This is a genomic window from Streptomyces sp. T39, from assembly GCF_008042045.1.
Lineage (GTDB): Bacteria > Actinomycetota > Actinomycetes > Streptomycetales > Streptomycetaceae > Streptomyces.
The window spans coordinates 342,973-357,597 of sequence record NZ_RDBP01000012.1 but is presented as its reverse complement, the minus strand read 5'-3'; the positions used below and the strand labels follow the sequence as shown (position 1 = coordinate 357,597).

General features: G+C 72.4%; 12 protein-coding genes and 1 pseudogene. 3 read left to right on the top strand and 10 right to left on the bottom strand.

All coding sequences use genetic code 11. The annotated features are described in order from the left end of the window. Positions 1 to 73 precede the first annotated feature (73 nt). From EAO77_RS02450 to EAO77_RS02410, 9 genes and pseudogenes are all read right to left on the bottom strand, one after another. A complete protein-coding gene (locus tag EAO77_RS02450) occupies positions 74 to 691 on the bottom strand; it encodes a GTP-binding protein (protein ID WP_147986483.1) in 618 nt (205 codons plus the stop codon). Next, complete coding sequence (locus EAO77_RS02445; protein WP_147986482.1) at positions 672 to 1,031, bottom strand: DUF742 domain-containing protein; 360 nt, start codon at positions 1,029 to 1,031, stop codon at positions 672 to 674. The genes EAO77_RS02450 and EAO77_RS02445 overlap by 20 nt, the downstream gene beginning before the upstream one ends. Further along, positions 1,028 to 1,444 carry a roadblock/LC7 domain-containing protein gene (locus tag EAO77_RS02440; RefSeq protein ID WP_147986481.1) on the bottom strand — a complete coding sequence of 139 codons (417 nt, stop codon included), beginning with the start codon at positions 1,442 to 1,444 and terminating at the stop codon, positions 1,028 to 1,030. The genes EAO77_RS02445 and EAO77_RS02440 overlap by 4 nt, the downstream gene beginning before the upstream one ends. Beyond that, positions 1,441 to 2,925: a sensor histidine kinase gene (locus tag EAO77_RS02435; RefSeq protein ID WP_147986480.1), complete on the bottom strand. Its 1,485-nt coding sequence runs from the start codon at positions 2,923 to 2,925 to the stop codon at positions 1,441 to 1,443. Before EAO77_RS02435 ends, EAO77_RS02440 begins: the two co-directional genes overlap by 4 nt. A gap of 294 nt (positions 2,926 to 3,219) precedes the next feature. After that, positions 3,220 to 3,561: pseudogene (locus EAO77_RS02430) on the bottom strand (ERAP1-like C-terminal domain-containing protein); the annotation flags it as partial. Next, a complete protein-coding gene (gene pepN, locus EAO77_RS02425) occupies positions 3,510 to 6,092 on the bottom strand; it encodes an aminopeptidase N (RefSeq protein ID WP_147986478.1) in 2,583 nt (860 codons plus the stop codon). The pseudogene EAO77_RS02430 and the gene pepN, both read right to left, overlap by 52 nt. Positions 6,093 to 6,272: 180 nt before the next feature. After that, positions 6,273 to 7,304: an aspartate-semialdehyde dehydrogenase gene (locus EAO77_RS02420; RefSeq protein WP_147986477.1), complete on the bottom strand. Its 1,032-nt coding sequence runs from the start codon at positions 7,302 to 7,304 to the stop codon at positions 6,273 to 6,275. A 177-nt stretch (positions 7,305 to 7,481) separates the two neighbouring features. After that, a complete protein-coding gene (locus EAO77_RS02415; RefSeq protein WP_410088200.1) occupies positions 7,482 to 10,799 on the bottom strand; it encodes a S8 family serine peptidase in 3,318 nt (1,105 codons plus the stop codon). Between the two features lie 263 nt (positions 10,800 to 11,062). Beyond that, positions 11,063 to 11,602: a CGNR zinc finger domain-containing protein gene (locus EAO77_RS02410; RefSeq protein WP_147986475.1), complete on the bottom strand. Its 540-nt coding sequence runs from the start codon at positions 11,600 to 11,602 to the stop codon at positions 11,063 to 11,065. 177 nt (positions 11,603 to 11,779) lie between these two features. Between EAO77_RS02410 and EAO77_RS02405 the strand changes: the two genes are divergently transcribed. From EAO77_RS02405 to EAO77_RS02395, 3 genes are read left to right on the top strand one after another with little or no spacing between them, the layout of a single operon-like run. After that, positions 11,780 to 12,235, top strand: a complete 456-nt coding sequence (locus EAO77_RS02405) for a VOC family protein (RefSeq protein ID WP_147986474.1) — start codon at positions 11,780 to 11,782, stop codon at positions 12,233 to 12,235. Positions 12,236 to 12,248: 13 nt separating this feature from the next. Then, complete coding sequence (locus EAO77_RS02400) at positions 12,249 to 13,253, top strand: pyridoxamine 5'-phosphate oxidase family protein (protein WP_147986473.1); 1,005 nt, start codon at positions 12,249 to 12,251, stop codon at positions 13,251 to 13,253. Then, positions 13,171 to 13,638 (top strand): NUDIX hydrolase, encoded by a 468-nt coding sequence (locus tag EAO77_RS02395; RefSeq protein WP_147986472.1) that lies wholly within the window; start codon positions 13,171 to 13,173, stop codon positions 13,636 to 13,638. Before EAO77_RS02400 ends, EAO77_RS02395 begins: the two co-directional genes overlap by 83 nt. Here EAO77_RS02395 and EAO77_RS02390 read toward each other — a convergent pair. Beyond that, a partial coding sequence (locus EAO77_RS02390) for a hypothetical protein (protein WP_410088199.1) occupies positions 13,614 to 14,625 on the bottom strand: 1,012 nt, incomplete at its 5' end. The genes EAO77_RS02395 and EAO77_RS02390 overlap by 25 nt on opposite strands.

Below are 14,625 nucleotides of genomic sequence, written 5' to 3'. Positions count from 1 at the left end.
TGAAGCGGGCGGCGGTTGGCCGGAACCCTCGCCTGGAGTGGGAGGGATTCCGGCCAACCGCCGCCCGCCGTGGTCAGACCTGGTGAGCCGTCGCCAGGGTCTGGAGATAACGCATCAGGGCCATCAGCACGTCCCGGCTGGACGCCCGCGACCGTGCGTCGCACAGCACGATCGGCACGGCGGCCGGCAGGTCGAGCGCCCCGCGCAGCTCGTCCACCGGGTAGGCGGGCGCGTCCGGGAAGGAGTTGACGGCCACCACGAACGGCACGCCCCGCTCCTCCAGACGGCCGATGACGTCGAAGCTGACCTCCAGCCGGCGGGCGTCGACCAGGACGACGGCGCCCAGCGCACCCTCGAACAGGCCGCGCCACAGGAACCAGAAGCGCTCCTGGCCCGGTGTGCCGAACAGGTAGAGCACCAGCTCCTCGTTGATGCTGATGCGTCCGAAGTCCATCGCGACGGTCGTCGAGGTCTTGCGCTCCACCCCCGCCGTGTCGTCGACGCCGACCCCGGCCTGGGTCATCGTCTCCTCGGTGGTCAGGGGCCTGATCTCGCTCACCGAGCCGACCAGGGTCGTCTTGCCGACGCCGAAGCCGCCCACGATGACCACCTTGACGGCGGCCGTGGCGGTCGCCGGCAGCACGTCCTCGCTCCGCGGCCCGAGAGCCTGCTCAGAGCTTTTGAAGTCCATCGATCACTGCCTCAATCAAAGCGCGGTCGGGGAGTACGGCCGCGCGGACGGGTGCACGGGCCAGCACCTTGTCCTCGGCCAACAGGTCGCTGAGCAGCACGGTGACCACACTCACCGGCAGGCTCAGATAGGCGGAGATCTCGGCCACCGACAGGGGCGCCTGACAGATCCTGATGATCGCCGCGTGCTCCGGCTGCATGCCGGGCTTGGGCCCCGACCTGGCCACGATGAGGGTGACCAGATCTAAGGCGGTGGCCGAGGAGGAGCCGCTCCGGCCGCCCGTGATCACGTACAGCCGTTCGGGGCTGGCCTCCTCCCAGTCCGCGCCCGCGTCGCTCACGCGGTCGGTCCTTCATGCCGCGGCGGCGTGCTCAGGTGCTCTCCGATCCGCAGTACGAGGTCGCGCATGCGCTGGCCCATCAGTCCGGCGTCGACACCCTCGTCGGCGAGCACGGCGAGGTAGGCACCCGCGCCGGCGGCCATCAGGTAGAAGAAGCCGCCGTTCATCTCGATCACCACGAGGCGCATCTGGCCGTCGCCGTGCGGGAGTTCCGCGGCCACGGCACCCGCCAGGCTCTGGAGCCCCGCGCAGGCCGCGGCCAGCCGGTCGGCGGTGTCGGTGTCCGAGCCGTACTGCGCCATCCGCAGTCCGTCGGCGGAAAGGACGACGACGTTCCGGGTCTGCGGTACGCCCTCCGCCAGGTCCTTGAGCATCCAGTCCATGTTGGTCTGGTGGGACTGCCGCTGAATCATGGCTGCTCGTTTCCGTTGTTCGTCTTGGAGGTGTCACCGGACAGACCGTTCTGGAACGCGGCCAGCCACATGCCGGGCTGCACCGCCGGTTCTGCTTCCGGTTCGGGCTCCGGTGCGGTCGGGTGGGCTGCGGGGGCTGCGGCCGGGGCAGTGACACGAGACTTGCGGCGCCGCTGGGGCAGCCCGCCCGCCGTCCGCTCCGTCACCGTGGGTGCCTCCTCGTCCCGGGGGAGTGGCTGGCTCGGTCCCGTCGCCTGCCGCGGCAGCCGCGCGGGAGCGGGTGCCGCGGCAGGCAGGGGAGCGGGGGCCGGGGCGGAGCCGGTGGCCCGGGGCCCGGACGCCGTGCCGATGCCGTGCGCCAGACCGGTGGCCGACGCGGAGGTCGTGATCAGGTCCTGCGGCACGACGAGCACGGCACGCACGCCGCCGTACGCCGACGAGCGCAGCGAGACCTGGAAGCCGTACGCCTGTGCCAGCCGGCCGACCACCGCGAGGCCCAGGCGCGGGGTCTCGCCGAGGTCGTTGACGTCGATGCCCTGCTGGGCCTGGCGCAGCATCCGCTCGGCCCGCTGGCGGGCCTCCTCGCTCATGCTGACGCCGCCGTCCTCGATCTCGATGGCGATGCCCGACTGGACGTCCACCGCGGTGAGATGGACCCGGGTCTGCGGCGGCGAGTAGCGGGTGGCGTTGTCCAGCAGCTCCGACAGCGCGTGGATGAGCGGCTCGACGGCGGAGCCGACGACGGCCACCTCCGAGACGGTGTGCAGCTCGACGCGCTGGTAGTCGATGATGCGCGACATCGCGCCGCGCATGACGCTGTACAGCGGGACGGACTTGCTCCACTGGCGCCCGGGGCGGGCGCCGCCGAGCACGGCGATGGAGTCGGCCAGCCGGCCGATCAGCGCGGTGCCGTGGTCGATGCGCAGCAGGTCGCCGAAGACCTCGGGGGTCCGGCCGTGCCGGTCCTCCATCTCCCGCAGCTCCTGGGCCTGCTGGTGGACGATGGCCTGCACCCGGCGGGCGATGTTCACGAAGGCGCGCTGCGCGGAACCGCGCAGGTCCTCCTCGGCGCTCACCGCGTCGACCACGGAGCGCAGCACCGCACGGTGCTCGGCCGAGGTGTCGAGCGAGGCCAGCACGTCCTCGGGGAAGGCGCCCTTGCGGAGTTCGCCCACCACGTGGGGCAGCAGCTCGCCGGCGAGGCGGCTGGTCTCGGCCGACTGACGGGCGTTCTCCGCCTCCTGCGCGGCGAGCCGCTCCCGCAGCTCGGCGATCGCATGGCCGCGCCGCACCACCTCGGCGCAGGCGAGACCGACGGCGACGACCGTCACCGCGGAGACGATCACGACCGGCGTGCGGGCCGATGCGGAGACCAGGAAGGCGGCCACGATCGCGGCGGCGACGGTCGCGGCAACGGGCAGCTGCCAGACGAGGCCGGACCTCCGCCGCGGACTTCCGGTCGACGTTCCCTGTCGAACCATCAGCATCCTCAGAATCGAACGGGAAAGATCATATGACGACGGGCGGGAGCATATCCCGCTCAGGGAACGGCTGTTGACGCCGGGGCGGGCCGGTGCGGCTCCGAACGCGGCCCCGAACACAAGGAGGCGCGCCGGGCCCTGAGAGCCCGACGCGCCTCTATTTCCGGATGTTCCGGTTCCTCCTGGGGCTTTGCGGCACGGCCCGCGCCGGCGTCCGGCCCGCCGTGGATCCGGGTGCCCCCGCAGGCCGCCGCGCGGCGACGCCGCGGGCTCCGCAGGCGGAGCCGGCGGGTGCTACCGCGCCGCCGCCGCGTCCGCCGCCTGGGCCCTCAGAGCCCGCTCGACACCCGCCCGCGACTCCGAGACCAGCCTGCGCAGCGCCGCGTTGGGCTGTGCCGCCTCCAGCCAGGCGTCGGTCGCGTCCAGGGTCTCCTGGGAGACCTGGAGCGCCGGGTAGAGCCCGATCGCGACCTGCTGGGCCATCTCGTGGCTGCGGGACTCCCACACCCCCTTGACCGCCGCGAAGTACCGCTCGGCGAAGGGGGCGAGCAGCTCGCGCTGGTCGGTCTGGACGAAGCCGGCGATCACCGACTCCTGCACGGCGTTGGGGAGCTTGTCGCCCTCCACGACCGAGGCCGCTCGACACCCGCCCGCGACTCCGAGACCAGCCTGCGCAGCGCCGCGTTGGGCTGTGCCGCCTCCAGCCAGGCGTCGGTCGCGTCCAGGGTCTCCTGGGAGACCTGGAGCGCCGGGTAGAGCCCGATCGCGACCTGCTGGGCCATCTCGTGGCTGCGGGACTCCCACACCCCCTTGACCGCCGCGAAGTACCGCTCGGCGAAGGGGGCGAGCAGCTCGCGCTGGTCGGTCTGGACGAAGCCGGCGATCACCGACTCCTGCACGGCGTTGGGGAGCTTGTCGCCCTCCACGACCGAGGCCCAGGCCTCCTCCTTGGCGGCCTCGGTCGGACGCGCGGCCCGGGCGGTCGCGGCGTGCCGCTCGCCGGCGGCCGTGCGGTCGCGCTCGTACTCGCCCGCGATGTCGTCCTCGTCGAGGACGCCCGTGGCCGCCAGGCGCTCCACGAACGCCCAGCGCAGTTCGGTGTCGACGGTCAGACCCTCGATCGTCTCGGTGCCGTCCAGCAGCGCCTGGAGCAGGTCCAGCTGCTGCGGGGTGCGGGCGGTCGCCGCGAACGCCCGCGCCCAGGCGAGCTGGTGGTCGCCGCCGGCCTCGGCCGCGCGCAGATGCGCCAGCGTGGCGTCCGTCCACTGCGTCAGGCCCGTCTCGCGCCAGGCCGGGTCCGCGTACTGGTCCACGGCCAGCTTGACCTGCCGGTGCAGCGACTGGACCACCCCGATGTCGGACTCCTTGCCGATGCCGGACAGCACCAGGGCCAGGTAGTCGCGGGTGGCGAGCTCCCCGTCGCGGGTCATGTCCCAGGCAGAGGCCCAGCACAGCGCGCGGGGCAGCGACTCCGCGAAGTCGCCGAGGTGCTCGGTGACGTGCCGCAGGGACTCCTCGTCGAGGCGCACCTTGGCGTACGACAGGTCGTCGTCGTTGAGCAGCACCACGGCCGGTCGGGTGCGGCCGACCAGGGCCGGGACGTCGGTCAGTTCGCCGTCCACGTCCAGCTCGACCCGCTCGGTGCGCACCAGCTTCCCGGCCCCGTCGAGGTCGTAGAGGCCCACGGCGATCCGGTGCGGGCGCAGCACCGGCTCGCCCTTGGCGCCGGCGGGCAGCGCCGGAGCCTCCTGCCGCACCGCGAACGCGGTGATCACACCGCCGTCGTCGGTGGTGATCTCCGGGCGCAGGATGTTGATGCCGGCCGTCTCCAGCCACGCCTTCGACCAGGTCTTCAGGTCCCGGCCGCTGGTCTCCTCCAGCGCGCCGAGCAGGTCCGACAGACGGGTGTTGCCGAAGGCGTGCCGCTTGAAGTAGCCCTGCACGCCCCGGAAGAACTCGTCCTGGCCCACGTACGCGACCAGCTGCTTCAGGACGGAGGCGCCCTTGGCGTAGGTGATGCCGTCGAAATTCACGAGAACGTCATCGAGGTCGTTGATCTCGGCCATGATCGGGTGGGTCGACGGCAGCTGGTCCTGCCGGTACGCCCAGGTCTTCATGGAGTTCGCGAACGTGGTCCAGGAGTGCGGCCACTTCGAGCCCGGGGCGTGCGCCTGGCAGGCGATCGAGGTGTACGTGGCGAACGACTCGTTCAGCCACAGGTCGTTCCACCACTCCATGGTGACCAGGTCGCCGAACCACATGTGCGCCAGCTCGTGGAGGATCGTCTCGGCGCGCACCTCGTAGGCCGCGTCCGTCACCTTCGAGCGGAAGACGTACTGGTCGCGGATGGTCACCGCGCCCGCGTTCTCCATCGCCCCGGCGTTGAACTCGGGCACGAAGAGCTGGTCGTACTTGGCGAACGGGTAGGCGTAGTCGAACTTCTCCTGGAACCACTCGAAGCCCTGCCGGGTGACGTCGAAGATCGCGTCCGCGTCCAGGTACTCGGCGAGCGAGGGCCGGCAGTAGATGCCCAGCGGCACGCTCTGCCCGTCCTTCTCGTACGAGCTGTGGACGCTGTGGTACGGGCCCGCGATCAGCGCGGTGATGTACGTCGAGATCCGCGGCGTCGGCTCGAAGCGCCACACGCCGTCCACGGGCTCGGGGGTCGGCGAGTTCGAGATCACGGTCCAGCCCTCGGGGGCCTTCACGGTGAACCGGAAGGTGGCCTTGAGGTCCGGCTGCTCGAAGTTCGCGAACACCCGGCGCGCGTCCGGGACCTCGAACTGCGTGTACAGATAGGCCTGCTGGTCGACCGGGTCGACGAACCGGTGCAGGCCCTCGCCGGTGTTGGTGTACGAGCAGTCCGCGACGACCGTCAGCTCGTTGTCGCCCGCCCTCAGGTGCTTCAGCGCGATCCGCGAGTCCCGGAAGACCGCGGCCACGTCGAGCGAGTGGCCGTTGAGCACGACCTCGTGCACGGCGGGGGCGACCAGATCGACGAAGGTCTCCGCGCCGTCCTCGGCGGAGGCGAAGCGTACGGTGGTCCTGGACCGGTAGGTCCCGCCCTCCTGCGCTCCGGAGAGATCGAGGTCGATCTCGTAGGAGTCAACGGTGAGCAGGCGCGCACGCTGCTGCGCCTCGTCACGGGTCAGGTTTGTGCCAGGCACCCGGTCATCTCCTCGGTTTGCGATGTTTGCGGCCATCCTTCCACGCGGCACCCCTGCCGCGCCCGGGGGAATCGGCCGCCGCGTGCACGTCGCCGGCGGCGCCCCGCCGCGGGCACGCCGAAGGGGGCGGGCGCCCGTGCGGCGCCCGCCCCCTCGCGTTCCTCCGGACCGGCCGGCGGATCAGCCGGCGCGCAGCTCGTCCGCGACCAGCTCGGCGATCTGCACCGCGTTCAGCGCGGCGCCCTTGCGCAGGTTGTCGCCCGACAGGAACAGCGCCAGACCGTTCTCCGCGGTCTCGTCGACACGGATGCGGCCCACGTAGGAGACGTCCTTGCCGGCCGCCTGGAGCGGGGTCGGGATCTCGGAGAGCTCCACGCCCGGCGCGTCCTTCAGCAGCTCGTAGGCGCGCTCCACGGCCAGCGGCCGCGCGAAGCGGACGTTGACCTGGAGCGAGTGGCCGGAGAAGACCGGGACGCGCACACAGGTGCCGGAGACCTTGAGCTCCGGGATCTCCAGGATCTTGCGGGACTCGTTGCGGAGCTTCTGCTCCTCGTCGGTCTCGAAGGAGCCGTCGTCGACGATCGAGCCGGCCAGCGGGAGCACGTTGAACGCGATGGGCCGCTTGTAGACGCCGGGCTCGGGGAACTCCAGGGCCTCGCCGTCGTGGGTCAGCTCCGTGGCGCGGCCCGCGACCTCCTTGACCTGCCCGTCGAGCTCGGCGACGCCCGCGAGGCCGGAGCCGGACACGGCCTGGTAGGTCGTGGCGACCAGCGCGGTGAGGCCGGCCTCGGCGTGCAGCGGCTTGAGGACCGGCATGGCGGCCATGGTGGTGCAGTTCGGGTTCGCGATGATGCCCTTGGGGCGGTCCTTGACCGCGTGCGGGTTCACCTCGGAGACCACGAGCGGGACCTCGGGGTCGCGGCGCCAGGCGGAGGAGTTGTCGATCACGACGGCGCCCTGGGAGGCGACCTTCTCGGCGAGCGCCTTGGAGGTCGCGCCGCCGGCGGAGAACAGCACGATGTCGAGGCCGCTGTAGTCGGCGCTGGAGGCGTCCTCGATGGTGATCTCGCGGCCCTGCCACTCCAGCGTGGTCCCGGCGGACCGCGCGGAGGCGAAGAGCCGCAGCTCGTCGACCGGGAACTTCCGCTCGGCAAGGATCTTGCGCATGACCGTGCCGACCTGCCCGGTGGCTCCGACGATTCCGACCTTCACGGGTACTCCTCCGTACGTGCGCTGCGCGCTCTGGGGGGCATGGGGTGCCGCTCCATGATGCGTCTGTCCAGGTCCGCCTTGTCCAATCGGTTGTCCGAGGGGCGGGACGTGTGAGACGCGACATGCCGACGGGGCGGGGGCCACCGGCCCCCGCCCCGTCTCATCCGTGCCGTGCGGTCAGCCGGTGACCTTGGTGATCACCACGCTGCCGGCGCCCGCCGCGGTTCCCCGCGCGTTGACCAGGGAGACCTCACCGAAGAACTGGCGTCCCTCGGGTGCGGCACCGCTCACCACGACCTGCGCGCCCACGGCCGCCGTCGCGCCGTTGGCCAGCGACACCGGCTTGGTGTCGTCGACCTTCAGCGTGCCGAGGGACGGGGAGAAGAACACGTCGCGGTAGTCGAACTCGGTGGTCCCGGCCGGGACCGAGTAGCCGTCGACCACGATCCGGTAGGTGCCGGCGGCCGGCTTCACCAGGCTCACCGCCTCCTCCGAGTCGCCGTCCGCGGCCTGGCCGACCTGGGTCGTGCCGCGGTAGACCGTGAGGTCCAGGTCCGCGCCCGTGTCCGAGGTGGAGCCGATGGCCACGTCGAGGCGGTCGACACCCTCACCCAGGGTGACGGTGTAGATCTGCGACTCGCCCTGCTTGATCGACGGACGGGCGACCTTGGCCGAGCCGAGGGCGCCGCCCGCGAGCTTGCCCTCGATCGGACCGAAGTCGTTCGTCACGTTCCACTGGACGTCCGCCGGGGTGCCGATCTGCGCCTCGGGCAGGGTCTGCACCGCCGGGGCGAAGGAGGCGCCGAGGACGGTGACGTCCAGCTTGTACGGGTTGTCCAGCAGCGGCGAGGTGCGCCGCGACTCGACCTCGATCTCCCACACGCCCGGAGCCGGGTTCGGGTAGGAGCGGACGTCCGGACGGCAGGTGTTCGCCGGGTTCGGGTAGTTCGGGTAGCAGTTCACCGTGGACGTCGGGTCGACCGGCACACCGTACGGGTGCAGCGCGATGAACCGGGTCTGGCTGTCCGCGCCGAGCCCGCTCAGGGACACCTCGAGGTTCTTGGCGCCCTCGGGGACGGTCACGAAGTAGGACGTGTGGCTGTTGCGCTGCACCGAGCCGGACTCGGAGATCCCGAACGCGGGCTTGGCCAGCGCCTGCGAGGCGACGACCGTCGTCAGGATCTGCTTGTCCTTGCCGACCGTGGCGGCGTCGTCCGCGACCAGGACGGCGCTGTGCACACCGGCGGTGCGGGCCTTGGCCTGCACGGTGACGGTGACGGGCTGGCCGAGCGGCAGCTTGATCTTCTTGCCGCTGAGCAGCTTGAAGGTGCCGTCGTTGTTCAGCCAGGTGAGCGTGTGCGCCACGGCCTTCTTCGGGCCGGTGGTGCGGGTGATGGTGACGTCGTACGTGCGCGCCGTGCCGACCTGGAGGCCGCCCTCGCGGTCGTACAGGCCGGTGCCGAAGCCCGGCGTCTTCAGCGCGTAGTCGATCGCGGTGTCGACCGGGGCCTTGACGCTGTACTCGTGCGCCGCGGCGCCCTGCTTGATGGCCTTCCACGCGTCGACGATGTCGATCAGGCCGGAGCCCTGCTCGTGGGCCAGCACGCCGTCGATGGTCTTGGCGGTGCTGGTCAGCGCGGTGCGCAGGACGGCCGGGGTGAGCTCGATGTCCTTCTGCTTCGCCGCGGAGAGCAGCAGGGCCGCCGCGCCCGCGGTCTGCGGGGACGACATCGAGGTGCCCTGGAGCATCGAGTAGCCGGGCGGGAGCTGGTAGCCGGCCTCGGCGACGGGGCCGCCGGCGATCCAGGTCTGCGTGGTGTTGATCGAGGCACCGGGGGCGACGATCGTCGGGGTGAAGCCGCCGTCCTCACGCGGGCCGCGCGAGGAGAAGGGGAGCATGGCGTACTTCTTGTCGACGCCGGAGCCGTAGTTGGCGGCCCAGGTCTCCTTGGAGATCGACGCGCCGACCGAGATGACCTTGTCGGCCACGGCCGGGTCGCCCAGCGTGTTGGTGCCGGGGCCGGAGTTGCCCGCGGAGATCACCAGCTGGACGCCGTAGGTGTCGATCAGCCGGGTGTAGAGCTCGGCACGCGCGTTGTTGCCGTCGTTCAGCGGCGGCAGGCCGCCGATGGACATGTTGACGATGTCCACACCGCGGTTGATGACCAGGTCGGCCATGCCCTCGGTGAGCGCGATGTTGGTGCAGCCGCCGCTCCAGGTGCAGGCGCGGGACGAGACCAGCTTGGCGCCGGGCGCCGCGCCGTTCATCCTGCCGCCGAAGAGGCTGTTGGCGGCGGTGATGCCGGCGACGTGGGTGCCGTGCGAGCCCTCGATGACACCGATGCTCACGAAGTCGGCGGTGGCGCCGGCGGAGTTGTACACGACGTCCTTGCGGACCTCGATCACGAACGGGATCCGCTCGGCGACCGCGGTCTTCGGGTCGTCGGTGCCGAAGTAGCCGATCTGGAAGCCGTTGCGGTACGGCTTCATGACGGTGTCGTTGGTGAAGTCGCCGTCGTTGTTCAGGTCGACCCGCGCGGTGCGCGTGCCCTCGTCGTACAGCACACCCCAGGTGTCGGTGGTGTCGCCGTCGCGGTTGAGGTCGCCCGCCATGTCGCCGCCGAGGGTGGCGGACTCCTTGAACTGGCGGTACTTGAAGGAGCCCGACGGCGCCTTCCAGGTACGGCCGTCGGCGGTGAACACCGGTCCGGCGACGGAGGCGTCCATGCGCAGCCAGGTGCCGTCGCCGTCGGCGACCGGGTCGGTCGCGGTGACCCAGTCGACGATCTTGCGCTCGCCGGTGGTGGTCTTCTGGAGCGCCGGGTGCGCGACGTCGACGCCCGAGTCCAGGATGCCGATGGTCACGCCGCGGCCGTCGGCCTTCGGGTTCTGCTTGACGAAGTCGACCGCGCCCGTCTCGAAGGACGGGTTGTACGGGTTCTTCGCCGGGGTGTCCTTGCCGGGCGCCGGGTAGAGGCCCACCTGCGCCGAGGCGATGCCCGCGGACTTCGTGGTGTCGGCGGCCGGCGTCGGGTCGTCCAGCTCGATCTCGTGCTTGAGGTCGATGCCGTGGACGGAGGAGAGCTTGGCGGCCGCCTTGAGCGCCGCCTCGGCCTTGTCGGTCGGCAGGGTGGCCCGGACGTAGCCGAGCTCGTCGAACGTCCTGCCCACCGTGGCGCCCTGCACCGCGTCCAGCTGGCCCGCGACCTGCTCGGTCGCGCCGGGTGCGGTGGCGACCATCACGGTCACGGTCTTCTGGCCGGTGGCCTCGGCCTCGGCGAGCAGGTTCTCGTCCGCCTGCCCGATCTTGTCCGATGCCTGGGCGGCCTTCACTCCGTCCGAGCCGGCCGGGTCGGCGGCGGGAGCGGAGGCGACGGCCGGGCCGACGCCGGCGGCGACGAGCGCGGCCACCATGGAGGCTGCCGCGGCCACGCGCGCCACACGTCTGTGGCCGACGGAGCGCCCTGTTGTGGAGCTCTGGGACTGGGGGGTCATCAGCATCCCTGTTGGTGAATGAGACGGTCCGGAATTCGGTGCCGGATGACCGCTCAGCCTGTCGTAAATGACAGGACTTTGTGGAGAGTTGACGGAGACGTGAAGTGGTCATGGCGGCTTTCCGCCATCGTTCGGCGTACGCCATGACGGTCAAAGGGGCACACATGTGACGGAACTGATCCGTCCGCTCCTGGGTTCGCCGGTGATGCCCCGGATCCCCCGAACGGGTCGGCGGCGCCGCGGAGGTGCTCCGGACGGGCCGGCTACGCCTCGCGGCCGCGCGCCCAGTGGCGGGACGCCTTGGCGCGGTTCCCGCAGATCGCCATCGAGCACCAGCGGCGGGTGCCGTTGCGCGAGGTGTCGAAGAAGTGCAGCACGCAGCTCTCGTGGGCACAGGCGCGGATGCGGTCCGGGGCCGTGCGCAGCAGGTCGAGGTGCCCGCGTGCCGCGATCCATGCCGGACCCCAGGACGGGTCCTCGAACTCGGTCTCCTCGCCGGGCCCTTCGGCCGTGAGGGTGGCCCGGATGCGGCCCCGGCCGAGCACCGCGTCGACCCGGGCGACGGCGTCGGTGCCGCCGCCGTCCACGAGCGAGGCGAGTGCGTCGCGTGCGGTCAGGGTGTGCTCCAGGGTGGCCGCGTCCGCCGTGAAGCGCCCGGCGAGGCCGTGGGCCGCGAGCCAGATCCGCAGGCCGGCGGCGCTGGTGAGGAGGTCGCGGAGTTCGCCGTCGTGCACCCAGCGGGTGTTGAGCAGGTCCAGCGAGACCGGTTCGCCGGTGAGGGGGCGGGGGTCGGCGGCGGTCATGCGGATTCCTTCGCTCCGTTGCGTTGAACGGCACCAGGGTACGGGGCGCCGACGGGCACCCCTCCAGCTAACCACTCACTTTGCGGTGAGAGGTTGCGCGCCATCGTCTCTAACCGTTAAATTGCAAGTGAGCGGTTAGCCATCGAGGCGGGCCGCCCCGACGCAGAGAGGTCCTCCATGACGACCAGCAGCCCCCTCGTCACCGGCCACGTCGGCCTCAACGTGACCGACATCGACCGTTCCCTCCTCTTCTACGGGGACGTCCTCGGCTTCGACGTCCTCGGCGAGGGCAAGGAGGACGGCCGGCGGTTCGCCTTCCTCGGGCGCGACGGCACCCTCGTCCTCACGCTGTGGCAGCAGGCCGACACCGCCTTCGAACCCACTCGCGCCGGACTGCACCACCTCGCTTTCACGGCCCCCTCCATGGACGAGGTCCGCGCGGCCGAGAGCCGGCTGCGCGACCTCGGCGTCGACTTCGCCTACGACGGAGTCGTGGCCCACGGCGAGGGCACCGCCTCGGGCGGGATCTTCTTCCACGACCCGGACGGCACCCGGCTGGAGATCTCCGCCGCCGCCGGCGCCGAGGACGCCCCCGTGCCCACCGCCGCCGCACCCACCTGCGGCTTCTTCTAGAGGAGCGCACACCGTGGACCACACCCCGGGCCCGTACCACGAGGGCTCCCTCGCCGTGCAGCGCCGCACCGGAGCGCTCGGGGCGGCCGCGCACGTCGGCCGCTCCATCGGCAGCGGCATCAAGCCCGTCGCCGCCGCCTTCCTCGGGCTCCAGCCGATGCTGGTGCTCGCCGCGGCGGACGGGTCCGGCCGGATGTGGGCCTCCCTGCTCACCGGTCCGCCCGGGTTCCTGAAGGCCACCGGCAGCAGCACGGTCTCCGTCGCCGGCGGCCTCCCGGAGCACGACCCGCTGGCCGCGGCACTCGCCCGCGGCCCCGTGCCCGCCGGGACGATCGTGCTCGACCCCCGGACCCGCCGGCGCATGCGGATGGGCGGCACGGTCCGGCCCTCCGCGCGCGGGCTGCTGCTGGAGACCGAGCGGGTCTTCGCCAACTGCCCCAAGTACCTCCAGCGCAGGGAACTGCGCACCACCGGTGACGGGGACACCCCGCCGGTGGTGCGCGTGCGGCGCGGGGAACGCCTCACCCCCGGCCAGGAGGCGTTCCTCCGCGCCGCCGACACCTTCTTCGTGGCCACCGGCACCCCCGACGGCGTGGACGCCAGCCACCGGGGCGGCGGACCCGGCTTCCTGGAGGTCGCCTCGCCCACCGAGCTGAGCTGGCCGGACTACCCGGGCAACGCGATGTTCCTGACCCTCGGCAACCTGGAGCGCGATCCGCGGGCCGGGCTCCTCCTGCTCGACTGGACCACCGGCACCACGCTCCAGCTGACGGGCACCGCCCGGACCGAGCACACGCCCGACGGCGGGCGCACGGTCCGCTTCACCGTCACCGGGACACTCCAGGCCGACGGCGCCTCACCCCTGCGCTGGTCCGCCCCCGAGTACTCGCCCGCGAACCCGCCCGTCGACACCTGCGCACCGGTAACCTCGGCTGATGAAACAGGAGTTGAGAGTCGCGGCGTACGCGGTGTGCACACGGGACGACCAGGTCCTGCTCGCCCGCTGGGTGGCGCGTGACGGGACGAAGCGCTGGACCCTGCCCGGCGGCGGGATGGAGCACGGCGAGGACCCGATCGACACCGTCGTCCGCGAGGTGGAGGAGGAGACCGGCTACCGGGCCGAGATCACGGCCCTGCTCGGCATCGACTCGGTACGCCGCAGCTACCCCCGCAGACTCGGCGCCCTCGCCGACTTCCAGGGTCTGCGGATCGTCTACGAGGGCCGCGTCACCGGCGGCGAACTGCGCCCCGAGACCGGCGGCTCCACCGACCTGGCCGCCTGGCACCCCCTGGCCGGCGTGGCGGAACTCGACCGCGTCCCCCTGGTGGACATCGGCATCGGGCTGTGGCGGACCCGGCCCCCCACCGGCCGTGCCGCTCAGCGCGGCAGCACCACCACATAGGCCGCCGGCTCCCGGTCCGCCGCGGCCATCAGCGCCGTCCGGACCACCACCGCCTGCTGCTCGGGGGCGTCCCGCAGCTTGCGGGGCGTCACGTGCACCACCGTGATGCCGAGGCGCTCCAGGGTGTCCCGCTTCTTCGCGTACTCCGACCAGAGCGCGTCCTCGTCGTGCCGCGGCGCCCGGGTGTCCAGCTCGACGGCCACCGCCTGCTCGGGCCAGTAGGCGTCCACCCCGCCGAGATGCGGCCCGCCCGGCAGCCGCAGATCCACGTTCCACAGGGGCTGGGGCAGGCCCGCCGACCGCACCAGCGCGTACAGCCTGCCCTCGGCCAGCGCGCGCCCCTCCGCCAGCAGGGCGTCCACCGCGTCCACCACGTGCGGGCGCCCGAGCAGCCGCGCGTCGCTCAGCTCCCGCACCACCGCCGCCGGTTCGCAGTGCCCGCCGCGCACCGCCTCGGTGAGCAGCAGCCGGACCGCGCCGGGGTCGGTCAGCCCGCTCACCGCGTCCGCGAGCGCCCGTGCGGCGGGCGCCACCGGCACCCCGGTCACCTCGTCGGCCACCGGCATCGCGTGCGTCCGCACCAGCCGCGCACACCCCGTCGACCGCAGCCGCCGGCTCCGCGGCACCAGGACGTCGATCGCCTCCAGCGAGCGCAGCGTGGGCGCGGCGGAGAAGCCGCGCAGCGCGAGGGCCGCGAGGCCCGTGATCATCGCCTCGCCGTACGGCGAGACCTCGGGGCGCTGCGACGGCAGAACGGCCCTGGCCGGGCGGACCGGGCGGCCCGCGTACAGCAGGACCGCCCGCAACCGCTCCTCGCTGGTCGGAGGCCCGGACCGCAGCAGGTACACCCCGGGCAGCAGCACCTGCCAGGGCCCGCCGGCCCGGCACCGCTCCGCCACCCGGGCGGACGTCACCCCCTGCTCCCGCAACTGCGCCCCGGACACGACGCGTTCGCCGGGACCGGTCGGGGGAGCGGGGGAGGGGGAC